The organism is Synechococcus sp. A15-127, from assembly GCF_014280215.1.
GTDB lineage: Bacteria > Cyanobacteriota > Cyanobacteriia > PCC-6307 > Cyanobiaceae > Parasynechococcus.
The window spans coordinates 1-16853 of the sequence record NZ_CP047948.1 but is presented as its reverse complement, the minus strand read 5'-3'; the positions used below and the strand labels follow the sequence as shown (position 1 = coordinate 16853).

13 protein-coding genes are annotated in these 16853 nt (G+C 61.9%); 3 read left to right on the top strand and 10 right to left on the bottom strand.

The window, feature by feature from the left end; all coding sequences use genetic code 11:
* Positions 1 to 8 precede the first annotated feature (8 nt).
* Genes argH through SynA15127_RS00040 form a run of 6 tightly spaced genes read right to left on the bottom strand, consistent with a single transcriptional unit; the run spans position 9 to position 6477 of the window.
* The gene (argH, locus tag SynA15127_RS00065; RefSeq protein ID WP_043693961.1) at positions 9 to 1427 is read right to left on the bottom strand and encodes an argininosuccinate lyase; all 1419 of its coding nucleotides are present in this window, start codon (positions 1425 to 1427) and stop codon (positions 9 to 11) included.
* A 46-nt stretch (positions 1428 to 1473) separates the two neighbouring features.
* Positions 1474 to 2886 (bottom strand): PP2C family protein-serine/threonine phosphatase, encoded by a 1413-nt coding sequence (locus SynA15127_RS00060; protein WP_186484517.1) that lies wholly within the window; start codon positions 2884 to 2886, stop codon positions 1474 to 1476.
* A gap of 37 nt (positions 2887 to 2923) precedes the next feature.
* Positions 2924 to 4393, bottom strand: a complete 1470-nt coding sequence (gene ftsY / locus SynA15127_RS00055) for a signal recognition particle-docking protein FtsY (protein WP_186484516.1) — start codon at positions 4391 to 4393, stop codon at positions 2924 to 2926.
* The gene (gene nusB / locus SynA15127_RS00050) at positions 4393 to 5028 is read right to left on the bottom strand and encodes a transcription antitermination factor NusB (RefSeq protein ID WP_186484515.1); all 636 of its coding nucleotides are present in this window, start codon (positions 5026 to 5028) and stop codon (positions 4393 to 4395) included. The genes ftsY and nusB overlap by 1 nt, the downstream gene beginning before the upstream one ends.
* A gap of 4 nt (positions 5029 to 5032) precedes the next feature.
* Positions 5033 to 5767, bottom strand: coding sequence for a DUF502 domain-containing protein (locus SynA15127_RS00045; RefSeq protein ID WP_186484514.1), 735 nt, complete (start codon positions 5765 to 5767; stop codon positions 5033 to 5035).
* A 47-nt stretch (positions 5768 to 5814) separates the two neighbouring features.
* Complete coding sequence (locus SynA15127_RS00040) at positions 5815 to 6477, bottom strand: HpsJ family protein (RefSeq protein ID WP_255475519.1); 663 nt, start codon at positions 6475 to 6477, stop codon at positions 5815 to 5817.
* Between the two features lie 33 nt (positions 6478 to 6510).
* On the opposite strand from SynA15127_RS00040, the gene queG reads away from it, so the two are divergent.
* The 3 genes from queG to SynA15127_RS00025 are packed head-to-tail and all read left to right on the top strand — an operon-like array spanning position 6511 to position 10903.
* Positions 6511 to 7476: a tRNA epoxyqueuosine(34) reductase QueG gene (queG, locus tag SynA15127_RS00035; RefSeq protein ID WP_186484513.1), complete on the top strand. Its 966-nt coding sequence runs from the start codon at positions 6511 to 6513 to the stop codon at positions 7474 to 7476.
* 16 nt (positions 7477 to 7492) lie between these two features.
* Positions 7493 to 8383, top strand: a complete 891-nt coding sequence (locus tag SynA15127_RS00030; protein WP_186484512.1) for a tetratricopeptide repeat protein — start codon at positions 7493 to 7495, stop codon at positions 8381 to 8383.
* Between the two features lie 45 nt (positions 8384 to 8428).
* Complete coding sequence (locus SynA15127_RS00025; RefSeq protein ID WP_186484511.1) at positions 8429 to 10903, top strand: DNA topoisomerase (ATP-hydrolyzing) subunit A; 2475 nt, start codon at positions 8429 to 8431, stop codon at positions 10901 to 10903.
* Here SynA15127_RS00025 and purF read toward each other — a convergent pair whose 3' ends face one another.
* From purF to dnaN, 4 genes are read right to left on the bottom strand one after another with little or no spacing between them, the layout of a single operon-like run.
* A complete protein-coding gene (purF, locus tag SynA15127_RS00020; RefSeq protein WP_186484510.1) occupies positions 10904 to 12439 on the bottom strand; it encodes an amidophosphoribosyltransferase in 1536 nt (511 codons plus the stop codon).
* Positions 12390 to 14723, bottom strand: coding sequence for a phosphoribosylformylglycinamidine synthase subunit PurL (purL, locus tag SynA15127_RS00015; protein WP_255475518.1), 2334 nt, complete (start codon positions 14721 to 14723; stop codon positions 12390 to 12392). Before purL ends, purF begins: the two co-directional genes overlap by 50 nt.
* A 48-nt stretch (positions 14724 to 14771) precedes the next feature.
* The gene (locus SynA15127_RS00010) at positions 14772 to 15521 is read right to left on the bottom strand and encodes an RNA methyltransferase (RefSeq protein ID WP_186484509.1); all 750 of its coding nucleotides are present in this window, start codon (positions 15519 to 15521) and stop codon (positions 14772 to 14774) included.
* Between the two features lies 1 nt (position 15522).
* Positions 15523 to 16680 carry a DNA polymerase III subunit beta gene (dnaN, locus tag SynA15127_RS00005; RefSeq protein WP_043693932.1) on the bottom strand — a complete coding sequence of 386 codons (1158 nt, stop codon included), beginning with the start codon at positions 16678 to 16680 and terminating at the stop codon, positions 15523 to 15525.
* Positions 16681 to 16853 lie beyond the last annotated feature (173 nt).

The window sequence follows — 16853 nt, the reverse complement described above, 5'->3', positions numbered from 1 at the left end:
CAGACGGGTCATCCCGCTGTTTGAGATTCATGCAAACGCTGAGACCAGATCTCAAGCTGTTCATCCACCCGGTCAAATGCTGTACCCCCCTCACTGCGCCGGGCCGCGACGACCGCCTGCGGCTCAAGGGCGGCATAGAGATCCGCCTCAAAGGCTGGATGCAGGTCCTGCCAGGCCGTGAGGCTGAGGTCTCGCAGCAGACAGCCATCCTCGAGACAACGCCGGACCACGGCACCCACCAGTTGATAAGCCTCTCGGAAAGGAACGCCGCGGGCAACGAGATAGTCAGCAACATCGGTGGCATTGGAGAAATCCTCTCCCACCGCTTGATGAAGCCGTTCGGGGCGGAACACGAGACCCTCCTCGAACAGGATCGCCATTGCCTCGACGCAGTCGCGCGTGGTCCGAAACGCATCGAACAAGGCCTCCTTGTCCTCCTGAAAATCTTTGTTGTATGCCAAGGGAAGACCCTTGATCATCGTCAGCAGACCCTGCAGATGGCCGAACACCCGGCCGGTTTTACCCCGAACCAGTTCCGGAACGTCAGGGTTCTTCTTCTGCGGCATCAGGCTGCTGCCCGTGGCGCAGCGATCACTCAATCGCACGAATCCGAATTCCTCGGAAGCCCAGGCGATCACCTCCTCCGCCAGGCGGCTGAGATGAGCCATCACCAACGACGCTGCCGCACAGAACTCCACACAGAAGTCGCGATCGCTCACGGCATCGAGACTGTTGGCGTAAATCGCATCGAAACCCAGTTGTGCCGCCGTCCGACGGCGGTCGATCGGCACAGGGGTACCGGCAAGTGCAGCAGCCCCGAGGGGTGAGATGTTGACTCGACCTCGCACATCCTGCAGACGGTCCCGGTCACGCTGCAGCATCTCGATGTAAGCCAGCAGATGGTGCGCCAGGCAGAGAGGCTGAGCCCGCTGCAGATGGGTGTAGCCCGGGATCAGAGTGCGTCGGTGCTGATCCGCCTGGGACCAGAGAGCCCGCTGCAGGCGAACCAGATCGGTGTCAAGACCGTCCAGGCGACGGCGTAGCCACAACCTCAGATCAGTGCCCACCTGATCATTGCGACTGCGCCCCGTGTGCAACTTCTTGCCCACCGGCCCCAGCAGAGCGATCAAGCGCCGCTCCACAGCGAAGTGAACATCCTCATCGGCCAGACCGGGCTGAAATGTCCCCTCTGCCGCTTCGCGGCGGACCGTCTCAAGACCCTCCACCAGCTGATCGCCCTCCTCCGCGCTGATCACCCCGCACCCGGCCAGCATCCGGGCGTGAGCGATGGAGCCATCCAGATCCTCCTGGAGCAGGGTGAGATCGAATCCGATCGAAGCATTGAATGCTTCGATGAAGGGGTGGAGCCCCTGCTCGAAACGATCACTCCAGGTTCCCGCTGCACCTCCGGTCACTCCAGCTGCCATTGGGCCAATCCACAGTGTCTTCAGCTTGTCAGGCGGATGTCAGCCCTCAGAGCTGCGGTTGGGATCGGACGCTCGGAAGAGTCACTGCCTCAGGCACCTTGAGCACAACCATCGACGCATCGTCCTCCAGCTGCCGGTCAGCCCCGACGAAACGATCGAGACGCTCGAACAACGTGTTGAGAATTCCCTGAGACCCCTCACCACTGCGACAGGCGCTTTCGAGAGCGCGGATCAGCCTCGCCTCATCGAAGCGGTCGCCGGTGATTCCCGGGGCTTCAGTCACGCCGTCGGTGTAGTACAGAAGTACGTCTCCGGGCTCTAAACGCACCTCACCGAGCCCGTAGTCCGCCTCGGGCTGCAGCCCGATCAGCAGACCGGCAGCGTCGAGACGACTGATGCTGCGCCTGTCCGCGCACCAGAGGAGCGGTGGATTGTGCGCCGCGTTGGCATAGCGAAGCTGACGGGTCCGGGGATCGAAATCCGAATAGAAGAGCGTCACGAACCGGTGGGACTGCGCCAGATCCTCCTGAGCGAGCTGATTGAGATCGTGAAGAATGCGATGGGGAGGCAGTCCGCTCAGCACCTCGGCCCGCAGCATGCCGCGCAGCATCGTCATCAGCAGTCCGGCAGGGACGCCCTTTCCCATCACATCTCCCATCACCAGGGCCCAGCGACCCCGCTCACGACGACGTCCGATCAGCTCGGGACGCGTCGGGATGAAGTCGTAGTAGTCCCCTCCAACCTGAAAAGCCGGACGGCAACGTGCCGCCAGCTCCACCCCCTCGATGACGGGACATCGATCCGGGAGAAGCTGGGCCTGGATCTCGGCTCCGATGCTCAGCTGCCGATCGACCCGCTCGTGGCGACGGGCTTCCTGCAGCATCTGGTCATTCTCGATGGCGACGCCAGCGAGATCGGCCACAAGTTGCGCATGACGGCGATGGACATCGGTCCAGACCAGATCACCACCCTGGTCGAACACGTACAGACGTCCCCTGGGGCGACCTCTGGCAACAACGGATGTGGCGAACATTCCGGCCTTGGGCAACTGCCGCTGAACAAGGCGATCCATGACGACAAGCTGACTGTCCTCCGTTCCGAACCCGGCAGCCTGCCCGGGGGTGAATCCCGACAACCGGCGCAGCAACTCCTGACATGGCTCCAGAGGCACAGCCTGAAGCTGATCTCGCCAGAGCCGACCATCCGCCTGGAACGGCACGAGAACCGCCCCTTCCACATTCACCAGACGAGCGGCCACCACAGGAACCAGCTCAAGAAAGCGATTCAGATTGGTGAAACTGCGGAGAGCGAAAGCCAGGGAAACCAGCAGATCCTGATTGCGCTTCTGCTCGCGGCTGAGGCTGTCGAACAACTGCCGCAGCGATGCCATCGCCTGCGGCGTGGGGTTGACTCCTCGAACCGCAGGAGTCGGATGCCGACGGGGCGGCTTGCTGCTCACGGCTCAGCCCCCCAAGAGGCTGCAAGGTAGCAATGCTTCAGCGACCAGCCAGCAAAGCTTCCACGAATTCAAAGCTGTTGAAGGGCCTCAGATCCCGGATCCCTTCGCCGGCTCCAATGAAACGGATCGGCAGGTCTGCTTCCGAAGACACGGCCAACGCCACTCCACCGCGGGCCGTGCCGTCCAGTTTGGTGATCACGACACCAGTGAGCCCGGCCGCATCGGCGAAGGCCATGGCCTGCCGCAACCCGTTCTGACCCTGGCTTGCGTCCAGCACAAGCAACGACTCCACCTTCGCCTCCGGCGCCAGACGATCGATGATCTTCCGCACCTTGGACAGTTCCTCCATGAGGTTGTGTTTCGTCTGCAGACGACCGGCGGTGTCCACGAGCAGGAGATCACTGCCGCGGGACCGGGCGGCACCGATGGCATCGAAGACAACAGCAGCGGGATCCGCGTTGCTGCTGGGGTTGGAAACGACTGGAACATCACTCCTCTGTCCCCAGACCTCCACCTGCTGAACGGCAGCGGCTCGAAAGGTGTCGGCAGCTGCAATCAGAGCGGTGTAACCACTGCGAACAGCAAGATTCGCGAGTTTGCCGAGGGTGGTGGTCTTACCGACGCCGTTCACACCGACCATCAGCCAGATGTTCAGGGTTCCCCGTTCCGGAGCCAGCAGGTTCACGCCGCTCGACCGGATCGGTGCATCAAGAAGGCCACGGAGCTGTTCCTTGAGGAAGCGGATCCCCTCGCTGGGGTCGACCACCTCCTGATTCATGCGTTGTCGGAGGGCCTCCAGCACCTGATCCGTCGCTGTCACCCCGGCGTCAGCTCGCAGCAGAAGTGTTTCCAGATCATCGAGAACCTCGGGAGTGAGAGGGTCATCCCCCAGGTTCTCGAGCAGCCCTGTGACGAATCCCTGGCGCGTCTTCTCCAGACCTTGACGCAACCGACTGAGCCAGTCGATCTCTTCGAGAGAGACCTGATCAGCTCGTCGTCCCTGCGCCGCGAGCACTTCCGCTGACCAGGTGAATGCATCGTCAAAGTCACCGAGGCTGGGCTCCGCGGAGTCATCCGGAGAGGCTGTCGGCGCGGGCGTCGGCGAAGGTGTCGGCTCGATTTCAGCCGCACGGGCATCCTGATCCTGCTGACGCTGAAGGCGCTGAGCCGCGGCCTGCTCCAGCAATGAGGGGCCTGATGTCGGAACCGGCGCAGAGGTCGGAACAGGACTGGGTGTTGGCGTCGGACTCGGCGTCGGGACCGGAACCGGCGCGGACTGCTCGGCGATCTGTTGCTGTTTGAGACGCGCGTAAGCCTCACGTGCCCAGACGAGAGCGTCGTCTTCCTTGACCTGCGGCACGTCCGACGGCTGCTCCATCGGCGTCTCCTCCGAAACCGGCTCCGCTGTGGGTTCGGGACCGACCGGCAACGGGGTGGGCTCCGGGGTCGCTTCGGGCTCTGAAGTCGGGGCCGCTTCAGTCCGACGTTGGAACCAATCGAACACCATCAGGCTGATGCGGTGGATGCAGCGTTCTGAAACCGCCTCAGAACACCATTGATCATGCGTCGGCCCTGCTCATCGCTGTAACGGTTGGCCAGTTCCACAGCCTCGCTGATCGCCACGGGTGCAGGAGTGCTGAGATCCGTCAGATCAACCACCGCAAGTCGGAGGATGTCGCGATCGATGCGGGGCAGGCGGTTGAGCCTCCAACCCTCCATCACCTGATCCAGTCGGGCGTCGATCGCAGAACGCCGCTCCATCACCAAGCGAACCCTGGAGAGAGCGTCCTGGCGGATCTGCTCCTGATCGGCCAGAAGCAACAGGCGAGGAAGGTCAAGACAGGCGGAGAGACCGTTCAGCACCTGCTCTGCTGCGCTGATGGATGAACGCAGATGCGATGTCACCGTGGCGGTCGGCACCGACACATCCTGGTTGAGCTCACTGTCCAGCAGGCTCTGCTGTGCACGTTCGAGATCGGCCGCACTGCCGTCCAACGTCTCGCGCCAGAGGATCATGAGGCTGTCGAGAGCCTTCTGAAGCAGGCCATCCATCGCCGGCTGTTCCGCCAGAGCTGCATCGGTCTCCGACGTCTGCCCCAACACCAGCAACGCCAGTTCGCGGGCGAGGGATCTTGAGTGCATGGAATCAGGCGGTGGGTGAAACGGAGGAACGGAGCTGGGCGATCAGGCTGGAAAAACTTCGGTTTACCTGGGTTTCGCGCTCATCGGGGTTGACGATGCCAGCCGAAATGATCGTGCGGAAGGCCTCCTCCACAGAAATATCGAGCTCACGCACCGAACCTTCGGGAACAAGGGTGTACCACCCGGTGGTCGGATTCGGCGCCGTTGGGATGAAGACGCTCAGCAGCGGCTGTTCGAGGTCCGATTGCAGAGACGGACCGACCTGACCGGTGACGAAGCCGACGCTGAACAGTCCTTCACGGGGGTATTCGACAAGGACAACGCGACGGAATCGGGTTGAGTTGTCGCGCAGGACAGTTTCGAGCAGTTGCTTGAGTGTTTTGTAAACCGACCCGGCAAGAGGAATTCTGGTGAGCGTGCCCTCGCCGAACTCGAGCAGCCATCGGCCGACGATGTTCCTGGCCATCAATCCGATGAGCAGAATCCCCATCAGGGGGACGGTCAGTCCCAGCGCCAGGTTGATCAGATCCTGGAGCAGAGGGTTGAGGGTGATGAACGGGTTGAACTGCTTCGGGATCGATGTCAGGAAGGCCAGCACGAAGCGGCTGACGATCGTCGAGAGCCAGATGGTCGTGGCAAGAGGAATGACCACCAGAAGTCCGGCGATCAGATCGTTCTTCAGATCCTGCTGAAGCCTGGCGGTCAGCGGCTGATCGGGTCTGGGATTGGACTGGACCAAGGAGCTTCTGAGCCCAGAGTCATTTATGCGTCCAACCTAACCAGCGCTCAGAGCACAGCGGCCAGGGCAAGCAGCGTGAATGAGATCGCCAGGACGACGGCACTGGCCGTGCCACCGATGACACGCTGGCGACCCGAACGGCTTTGCTGACTCTCCAGCTTCTCGATCTGGTCGTCCATCTGTGCGATCTGGGTGTCGATCATCGTTTCGGCCGCACGCTTCTTGTCCTCCGCCGATGCGTCGGAAGCCAGCTGACCGGCCTGAGCGAGCTGTTCACCGAGCTGTTCCACCTCCTTGGGGTTTTCGCGGAAGCTGCGGGCATCCTTGATGGCCTGACGTCCCTGCTCAAGACGTTCGGCAGCCGGACCATCGGCAGCGTCAGCTCCCAGCGAGAAAGGAACAGCCACGATCATCGCCAGGGCCAGAAGCGAGGAGATCGCACAGACCACGAGACGCAGTGGTGTGAGTCGACGTTCTGGAACGTCGACACGCGAACCGATCAGAGCGATCAGCAACCCCATCAGTCCCAGCGGAGACAAAGCCACCAACGGTCCGACGATCTGGGGTTTGGTTGTCTCGTCCGACCAGTCCACACCGACCAGCAGAGCCACCATCTGCAGAACGAGGATGACCACCATGGTGAGACCGAGCCAGCGGAGCAGAGGCGTCAGCCGGCCGTTGGAGGGGCCTCCCATCTCGAACTCAGTCACGGGACGATGCAAAAGCGCTCAACTTTAGGGTTGATGTCCGTCGTGAACAGTGATCCTCAGATTGGCCTCAGCCTTGCTCTGAAGCAGCGGGCACGAGAGGAGGGCTTCGAGCCTGTCGGCATTGCCCGTCTCCCAGGGAGTCCGAGGCTGCAGATGCGGACAGAGGCTCTGCAACGGTGGCTCGCATGCGGTGATCATGCGGACATGGCCTGGATGGCCTCACCGCGCCGCCGCGATCCGAGCCTGCTCCTGCCCGGATTGGCCAGTCTTCTGGCCGTTGGACTGAACTATCACGTCGAGACAGTGCCGAAACCAGGACGACTGCGCGTTGCGCGGTATGCCTGGGGACGGGACTACCACCGGGTGGTGGATCAGCGGCTCAGACGCGTGGGCCGCTGGCTGTCAGAGCAGCGTCCGGATTGCCGATGGCGCGTGTGCGTCGATTCGGCCCCACTCCTGGACAAGGCCTGGGCTGAGGAGGCCGGTCTGGGCTGGATCGGAAAGCACAGCAACGTGATCAGTGCCCAGGAGGGGTCCTGGATGGTTCTGGGACATCTGCTCACCACCGAAGAGCTGACACCGGATGAACCCGCCCGCTCCCTGTGCGGACGTTGCACCGCTTGTCTGGACGCCTGCCCGACGGACGCAATTCGTGAACCTTTCGTTGTCGACTCAGGGCTTTGTCTGGCGTATCACACCATTGAAAACAGGTCCGCTCGTCTTCCTGAATCGATCAGCGAAGCGCTTGGCCCCTGGGTCGCCGGCTGCGACATCTGCCAGGAGGTGTGCCCCTGGAACCACCGATCACTCCCGAGCACCAGAGATCCTGAGCTGCAGCCGAAACCCTGGCTGATGGATCTGACCCGCGACCAGGTGCTGAGCTGGGATGACGATCACTGGGACGAGCAGCTGAGAGGGTCGGCTCTGCGGCGGATCAAACCGTGGATGTGGAGGAGAAATGCGGCAGCTGCACGCATGAGTGAGCCCCCTACGATTTAGGGAACGACTCCACTCCATGGGATCCAGCCGAACGCCTATCAGCAGAGGTCTGCAAGCAGCGCTCGTCCTGGCAGGAACTCTGACTGTGGCTCTGCCGGCAAGAGCGATAGTTCCGTACGTCTACCTCCCGACATCCGAAGAACTGACGGGATCTGCCATGGGGATCGGGCGCACAGCCGCTCAGCTTCTGCAGTTCGATCAACCCCGTGAGGCAGCGAAACTTGCCGCGCTGGCGGTTCGCCTCAATCCGCAGGACGAAAGGCTCTGGTCCGTACTGGCTGAAGCCCAGCTGCGCAACGAACAACTCGATCAGGCCAGTTTCTCACTGGCTCGCGCCAAGAATCTCAATCCCGAAAAGGCGGGTCTCTGGTTTGCGGAAGCCGCGATCGCGCTGCGGGCTGAACGTCCGGAGGAGGCGATCCCGCTGATTGACCGGGGCCTTGCACTCGACCCCGACAACCACGCGGCCTACTTCGATCTCGGGAATGCCCGGATCATGCAAGACGAACTGCCGATGGCGCTGAAGTCATTTGAGAAAGCCACCGCGCTCAAGAAGGATTTCTGGGAAGCCCTGAACAATCAGGCTCTGGTGCTTTACGAGATGGGCAACCGGGATGAAGCGATCCGCCGCTGGCGTCGGGTGTTGAAGATTGAAGTCAACGCGGAACCGATGCTGGCTCTCGCTGCCGCTCTGTATCAACAGGAAAAGAGCACCAGCAGCGAAATCCTGACCCTGGCGCAGGACGCCCTGGCCAGCGATCCGAATTACGTTCTCGCACCGCATCAGGAGGAACAGCTGTGGGGCTATCGGATCCGTCAGGCAACAGCCAAATTGCTGACTGAACCGGATTTGGCCGCCAGTGTGGAGCGGGCACAAGCCAACGCCACATGGAAGAAACGCCGCTGATCATCTGTAGGCTGAGCGCCTTCCGCCCAGGATTCAGCGGACGAGATGGCTGAGGAGCGCGTTCAACCGATCGCCCTGCATCAGGAGATGCAGCGCTCCTACCTCGAATACGCCATGAGCGTGATCGTGGGCAGGGCTCTCCCTGATGCCCGCGACGGCCTGAAGCCGGTGCAGCGGCGCATTCTCTATGCGATGCAGGAGCTCGGCCTCACTCCGGACCGGCCCTACCGGAAATGTGCCCGTGTCGTCGGAGACGTGCTCGGCAAGTACCACCCCCATGGCGACCAAGCCGTCTACGACGCCTTGGTTCGTCTGGTGCAGACCTTTGCGAGCCGCCATCCACTGCTGGATGGTCATGGGAACTTCGGATCGGTGGACGACGACCCAGCGGCCGCGATGCGGTACACCGAAACACGCCTGGCACCGATCGCTCACCAGGCCCTGCTCGAGGAGATCGGCGATGACACCGTCGACTTCGCTCCCAATTTCGACGGTTCCCAGCAGGAGCCCACAGTTCTGCCGGCGCAGCTCCCTTTCCTGCTGCTGAACGGCTGCTCCGGAATCGCGGTGGGGATGGCCACCAGCATTCCGCCCCACAACCTGGGGGAAGTCGTGGATGGTCTGATCGCCCTGATCCGCCAACCCGATTTCAGCGACGACAAACTGCTGCAACTGATTCCAGGCCCTGATTTCCCCACCGGTGGTGAGGTGCTGCTCAGCGCGGGGGTACGGGATACCTATCTGCACGGCCGAGGCAGCATCCCGATGCGGGGAATCGCCCATATCGAGGAGGTGCATCCAGGCAAGGGACGCCACAAACGCAATGCCGTGGTGGTGACCGAACTTCCCTATCAGCTCAGCAAGGCGGGCTGGATCGAGAAGCTGGCGGAATCGGTGAATGACGGAAAGATCGGTGGGATCGCGGACATCCGTGATGAAAGCGACCGCGAGGGAATGCGGGTGGTCGTGGAACTGCGCCGGGATGCCGACCCTCAGAACGTGTTGAGCGATCTGCAGCGTCGCACTGCTCTCCAGAGCAACTTCGGAGCCATCCTTCTGGCGCTTGTGGATGGTCAGCCCCAGCAGCTTTCCCTGAGACAACTGCTCCAGACCTTCCTCGATTACAGGGAGCTGACGCTGATCCGAAGAACCAGCCATGCCCTGAGAAAAACCGAAGACCGCCTGGAGGTCGTTGAAGGACTGATCACAGCGCTGAACAGTCTTCAGGCTGTGATCGCCATGATTCAGGAAGCAGCGGATGCCGCCTCGGCCAGAGCGAGTCTGATGGTGCGCCTCGATCTGAACGAACGTCAGGCGGACGCGGTGCTGGCCATGCCGTTACGACGTCTCACAGGTCTGGAGCAGGACAGCCTGCGCAAGGAGCTCGACGATCTGCGGACCGAACGGGATCGTCTGAAGCTGCTGTTGGAGAACCGCGATCAGTTGCTCGACACCATGGTCGCGGAACTGAAGACACTGAAAAAGCGCTTCGCCACCCCTCGCCGAACCCGTCTTGTGGAGGGAGGTGATGCCCTGATGGCGGAACGAGCCGCCAGTCAGCGCCCAAACACCGAACTGCTGCGGCAACAGGCTCTGGCGGCGTTGCCTGGAGATGCGCGGTTGCTGATCCAGGCCGATGGTCAGGTGAAGGTTGTTTCGCCTCAGGTGCTGGGCCGGATGCACCTCAGCGAGCCCTGTCCTCTCGGGGATGAACCCTCACCGGCCAGGCTGATCCTGCCGATCGAACCACCTCCACGCCTGCTGGGAATCAGCAGCAGTGGACGGGTCGCATCGCTGCGGTGGGAATTCGCCGGACAGCAACCCGGTTCCCTCGAGCGGTTTCTGCCCACAGGACTGGAAGGTGACCCACTGGTGTCCATCGCTGAACTGCCTGACGGCGATGGATCCGATCTCAGTCTTGGTCTGCTCAGCAGCGACGGGCGTTTCAAGCGCCTACCGATGAGTGAAGTGCTGGATCTCTCCGGACGCGCCACCAGCGTGGTGAAGCTCAAGGAAGGCATCGAGCTGGCATCCGCACTGATCTGCCGGGAGCACAGCGATCTTGTGCTGGTGTCAGATCTGGGAAGGATTCTGCGACTTCCGGTGAATGAAACAACACTGCCGTTGATGGGTCGTCTGGCCCAAGGTCCGATGACGATGCGACTGCTGCCGGGAGAACAGCTCGTCGGAGCTCTCTGCATCAACGTGGCGGAACAGGACCCGACTCTGTTCATGGTCAGCGGCAAGGGACGCATGACCCGCCTCGACATCACTCCGCTGCGCCGTTGTGAGCGTGGAGACCTCGGCTGCATGGGAGTGAACCTTGGATCGGATGACGACAGGATCAGGGGCATCAGCAATGGTGACGCCCTGATCGGACTTATCTCGGACCGGAGCCGTCATGGTCGACTGGAAACCGGTGAAACCGCCCTCAGCTCGCTTGGAGGTGACTTCACCGATCAAATCGATCTACGCAGCGGCGAAGCCATCCGCTCTGTCGTCCCTCTGATACGCCGCTGATCAGCGACCGGCGATTCCAGCAGGCTCCAGCATCAGTTTGCTGTTGAGAAGCTGTTCGTCCATCGGAATTGGATAATCGCCATCGAAACAGGCTGTGCAGAAATTGCCCGATTCAGCCTTAGCCGCCTCCACCATTCCTTCCTTGCTGAGATAAGCGAGTGAATCAACCTTGAGGTGTTCCTGAATCTCCTCAAGAGTGAGCCTGGCTGCGATCAGCTGATCCTGCGTGTCGGTGTCGATGCCGTAGAAGCAGGGATGGGTCACGGGCGGGGAACTGATGCGCATGTGCACCTCCGTGGCACCGGCGTCCCTCAGGGCAGTCACCAGTTTGCGACTGGTGGTGCCTCGAACGATGGAGTCATCGATGACGACCACCCGCTTGCCGGACAGCACATCCGGCAATGGATTGAGCTTGACCCGGATGCCGGCCTCCCGCATCGCCTGAGTCGGCTGAATGAAGGTGCGACCGACATAACGGTTCTTGATCAGCCCATCCCCGTAGGGAATGCCGCTCTCCTGTGAGAACCCGATGGCTGCGGGAATACCCGAGTCCGGAACACCGATCACCAGATCGGCATCAACACAGGATTCGCGCGCCAGGGTGCGGCCGATGCGCTGGCGATAGCTGTAAAGCGATTCTCCGAAGAACTGGCTGTCCGGACGAGCGAAGTAGATCATTTCGAACACGCAGAGCCGATTCGGCTCAACACTCCAGCTCTGGCGTTCCGGAACGATGTCTCCAGCACGAAAGCGCACCAGTTCGCCGGGTTGAACATCATCGACGTAGCGGGCTCCGATGATCTCAAGCCCGCAAGTCTCACTGCTCACCACCCAGTGACCGGACTCAGGCTCGCCGAGATGACCGAAGACAAGCGGACGAATGCCGTACCCGTCGCGGATGGCGAACAGCCCCTGCGAGGTACCGATCACCAGGCTGAAAGCTCCCTGGCAGAGCTTGAGCGCTGAACGAATGGCTTCGGGCCAGTCGAGACCGCGGTCAACCGCCTGCTGAACGGCGAATGCGATCAGTTCCGAATCGGTGGTGGATGTGAACTCGGCCTGTCCGTCATCGACCGCCTGCCGAAGCTCCGCCGCATTGACCAGGTTGCCGTTGTGGGCGAGGGCAAACGCCCCCAGGCGGGTCATCAGCACCACCGGCTGAGCATTGCAGACCCGACTGCTGCCGGTGGTCGAATAACGGTTATGGCCGATCGCCAGATCCCCTGGCATCCGGGCAAGCACCTCCTGGTCAAACACCTGGCTGACCAGGCCCATGTCTTTGTGCAGACGGACCTTGTCCTGATTGAACACGGCAATGCCAGCCGACTCCTGGCCTCGATGCTGAAGCGCATAGAGGCCGAAGTAGGCCAGGTTGGCCACAGGCTGCTCCACCGCGAGAACGGCAAAGACTCCGCAGGCCTCTTCCATCCGATCGGGACGCTCCCCCACGAGCTGCTGCACAGGGCGCCTCGACTTCAGAAATCCTTCACAATTCTGCCCCACGCCCTGCCGCCCGCAAACGACGGGGCAACGCATCCTCATGGATTCGGCGCAGGCTCTCAATCAAATGATCCAGGACATCCCGATCTGCGAGACGCCAGTGCAGGCGAGCATCCTGCTGAACAACACCCAGAGGGGTGACCGGACAGGCAGGCGACGAGAGAACCAGACGCTCCCAGGCCTCGAGAGAGGCCTGTTTGACGGACACCACCACGCGCGCACCGCCTTCACCGAACAGCAGCCGCTGCACTGAACCGCTGAACGGCGAGAGATCCAGGGCAACACCAAGACCCGAAGCAATGCAGCACTCCGCCACCGCCACTGCCAGACCACCATCACTGCTGTCATGGGCTGACGCGATCAAACCCTGACGGATCGCCTGTCGCAGCAGGGTCTGAACAGACCGCTCCAGCGCGAGATCAACCCGTGGAGGACGTCCGGCCAGGGTGCCGTTGACGAGCTGCTGATAACTGCTGCCAGCCAGGCCGACCCGTTCATCCTCACGCTCCTCCGGTGGAACCCCCAGAAGAACAACAGAGTCCCCGACTTCACACCAACCGAGACCCACCACCCGACGGATGTCCTCAACCAGCCCGACCATGCCCACCACAGGCGTGGGATGGATCGGCCGTGCAGACCCGTCATCCCCCCGGGTTTCGTTGTAGAGGGAGACATTCCCCCCCGTAACAGGCGTTTCCAATGCCCGGCAGGCCTCTGAGATCCCGCGGCAGGCCATGGCCAACTGCCAGTAGCCAACAGGTGTTTCAGGAGATGGGAAATTCAGGTTGTCGGTGACCGCCAGCGGTTCGGCACCAACACAACTGAGATTGCGCGACGCTTCGGCGACTGCGGCCATCGCACCCCGCTCAGGATCAAGCGCAACCCAGCGGTTGGGGCAATCGACGGTGGCCGCGACGCCTCGATGAACAGCCTGAAGGGATTGCTCTCCCTGCTGAGGCCGCAGACGCACCACCGCGGCATCCGCCGCACCGGACGACACCACGGTATTGGCGAGCACCTGCTGGTCGTACTGGCGATAGACCCAGCGCTTGCTGGCGATCGTGGGGTCATCGAGGAGAGCAAGCAGAACGGAGCCCGGATCGTTCAGCTCTGGAAGATCCCGTTCCTGCCACTGCCAGAGCAGCTGAAGATCTGCAGGAGGCTCCTGCAGCAGATCGTGCTGTTCAACCGGTGTGTCATCCGCCAGGGCAGCTGCAGGCACCTCCGCAGCCACACCGCCCTGATGCAGAACCCGCACCAGCGGCTCATCCAGCACCCGTCCGACCACGGCAGCCTGAAGGCCCCAGCGATGAAAACGCTGCATCAGCCGTTCCTCACAACCGCTCTTGACCACGAACAACATCCGCTCCTGCGATTCAGACAACAGGAACTCGTACGGCGTCATGCCGCTCTCCCGGGCCGGCACGCGATCAAGGTCCAGTTCCACACCAAGACCACCCTTGGCAGCCATTTCGGAGCAACTGCAGGTGAGGCCGGCCGCTCCCATGTCCTGAGCAGCCACCACATCTCCGCTGGCGAAGGCCTCCAGACAGGCCTCGATCAGACCTTTCTCCAGGAAAGGATCCCCCACCTGCACCGCCGGACGGTCGTCCAGGGAATCCGCACTGAGTTCCGCACTGGCGAAGCTGGCCCCCCCCATGCCATCACGACCGGTGGTGCTGCCGACGTAGACGACGGGGTTCCCGATGCCGGCCGCTCCGGACTTCACGATCTCACCGGTCTCCATCAGACCGAGCGCCATCGCATTGACCAGGGGATTGCCGGCATAGGAGGGATCAAAGGCAACCTCGCCACCGACGGTGGGAACGCCGACACAATTGCCGTAATGAGCAATCCCGGCGACCACGCCCTCCATCAGACCGACATTGGCGGGATCCTCAGGAGGTCCAAACCGCAGAGCATTCAGCAAGGCAATGGGTCGGGCTCCCATCGTGAAAATGTCCCGCAGGATGCCGCCGACACCTGTGGCCGCCCCCTGGAAGGGTTCGACCGCCGAGGGATGGTTGTGACTTTCGATCTTGAAGGCAAGGCGATGCCCGTCGCCGAGATCCACCACACCAGCGTTCTCCCCTGGCCCGACGAGAATGCGCGGTCCATCGGTGGGAAACCCGCGGAGCAGGGATCTGGAATTGCGATAGCAACAGTGCTCCGACCACATCACGCCGAACATTCCCAGTTCGGCTCGGTTCGGAGCTCGCCCCAGACGTTTGCAGATCTCCTCCCAGTCTCTGGGCTTCAGTCCCTCGGCCCGCACCGCTTCAGCAATGTCGTATCCAGGGGCATCGGGAGCAGCGACCACCAGTCTGAGAGCACCTTGCACCAGTGTTGCCGACCATGCGTCAGCCGCTCAGACCCAGGGATCCTCATCCCGGTCCTTGCGACGCGACGGCTGAGGTTGATTCCAGAGTTCATCCTCCCAATCCTCGAGAGGATCGACGTCATCCAGGCGGGACCTGGAGGGTGCTGATGCCGGTGAACCCTCGTCCTGCCAGGGAGGCTCATCAAGCCAACCCTCAAGCCTGTCGCCGGCCCGATCTCCCATCTGACGCAACTGATCACGCCATCGCTGCGTGCGTTGCAGCAGGTCCTGCCGAAGACTGGCCCGATGCAGAGGCAGATCCTCCAATGTGGTGAGCCCTGTGGAAACCACACCGGGACGCTGATCGAGAATGCGATCCGGAGTCAGCCGCCAGCGGGAGCTGCCGGGCAGGCGTGGATCACTGCGGGCAACGAGGTACTCGCGGATCGCTCCGGTTGCCGTTATGAAACTGAGATCCACCAGAGTGCCCAGCCGATCACCATGACGGTTGATCAGATCCGCATCGATCAGCGTCGGAAGCCGATCAAGGGTGGCCTGATCACTGACGGAAGGATCCCCCCGCACGAACACCTGCTGATCTGTGAATCCACAGCATTGATCAAGCCTCCAGACGTCACGGCTGAGCCGTAACGCCGATGGCCGGCTGACCCAGCCGAGCAGACGATGCACAGGTGGATGCATCCACACCATCACACCGGGACCGTGATCAAGCCCACGATCACAGCGGACGGTGTGATTCAGAAGATCGCTGAGCAGAAGCTGGTCGGGAAGACTCAAGTCAGGAACGAATCTGAACGGGCATCACCAAATAGGTGAAGCTTTCAGTTTCACCTTCCGGCTTGAGCACCGCAGGAGTTGTCGGTGCATTGCAGTGAAGAACCACCTGATCAGTGCCGAGAGCCTTGAGACCATCCAGCAGGTAGCGAACGTTGAAGGCGATCTGCATGGCATCACCGGTCAACGTGGCTGGAAGCGACTCAGAACCCCTGCCCACATCCTGTGCATCAGCACTGAGCTGGACCACTCCATCATCAGGTTGGGTGCTGAATTTGACGACATTGTTGTGCTGATCAGCCAGAACAGCGATCCGCTCCAGGGCGGCGATCAGAGCACGGCGATCAAGACTGATGGTTCGGGTGAATCCATCCGGGATCAGCTGCCGGTAATTCGGATATGTGCCTTCCAGCGTGCGGCTGGTGACCATCTGATCAGCGGCCAGGAAAACCACCTGCCCCCGATCGCAGAACAGACTCACCGGCTCCTCTGATCGCCAGCCTGCCATCAGTCGCTCCACCTCCCGCAGAGAACGGGCGGGAAGAGTGACTGCGAAACCTTCCGACTCGGGGTCATCAGAGGGAGCAGCATCATGAAGGGCATCGTCCACCTCCAGAACGGCGAGCCGATGCCCATCGGTTGCCGCCGCCTCCAGGGACTTTTGAGTGAACCGGAGATGGACTCCTGTCAGCAGCTGCTTGGCTTCATCCGCACTGCTCGCGAACAGGGTGCCTTTGAGGGCCTGAACCAGACCGGATGCCTGCAGTTTCAGCGGCTGTCCGCTCTCGACCATCGGCAGATCGGGATAGTCGTCTGCCGGCATTCCCCGCATCTGATACGAGCCACTCAGGCTGGTGAGTTCCACCTGTTCCCCGGCGTCGTCCGTGGCCAGGGTGATCGGGCTGTCGCTTGAGAGCCGGGAGACGATCTCTCCCAGAAGCCGGGCCGGAAGGGTGATCGCGCCGCTGCTGTCGATGCTGGCTGCCAGAGAGGTCTGAATGCCGAGGTTGAGATCAAAACCTGTGAGGCTGAGGCGATTGCTGCCGGCATCGGCTGTCAGCAGCACATTCGCCAGCACCGGATGCGTCGGTCGCGTGGCGACCGCACGGCTGACCAGCTGAAGAGCGGCATTCAGCTCGGACTGGGAACAGACCACTTTCATCGTGCTGCAGGCCTGAACGTGTCGTGGAGGTGCCCCACGGTTTCACAGCGTTGAGGGAAGTGCAATGCCGTGATTCCATCCGCGTGCTCTTCGGCTGTTTTATTCAAAAAAAAAAAGAACAAAAGAAAAACAGCCGTCGTAGGGCCTGTGGGAATGGGGAAATCTCGGATCGA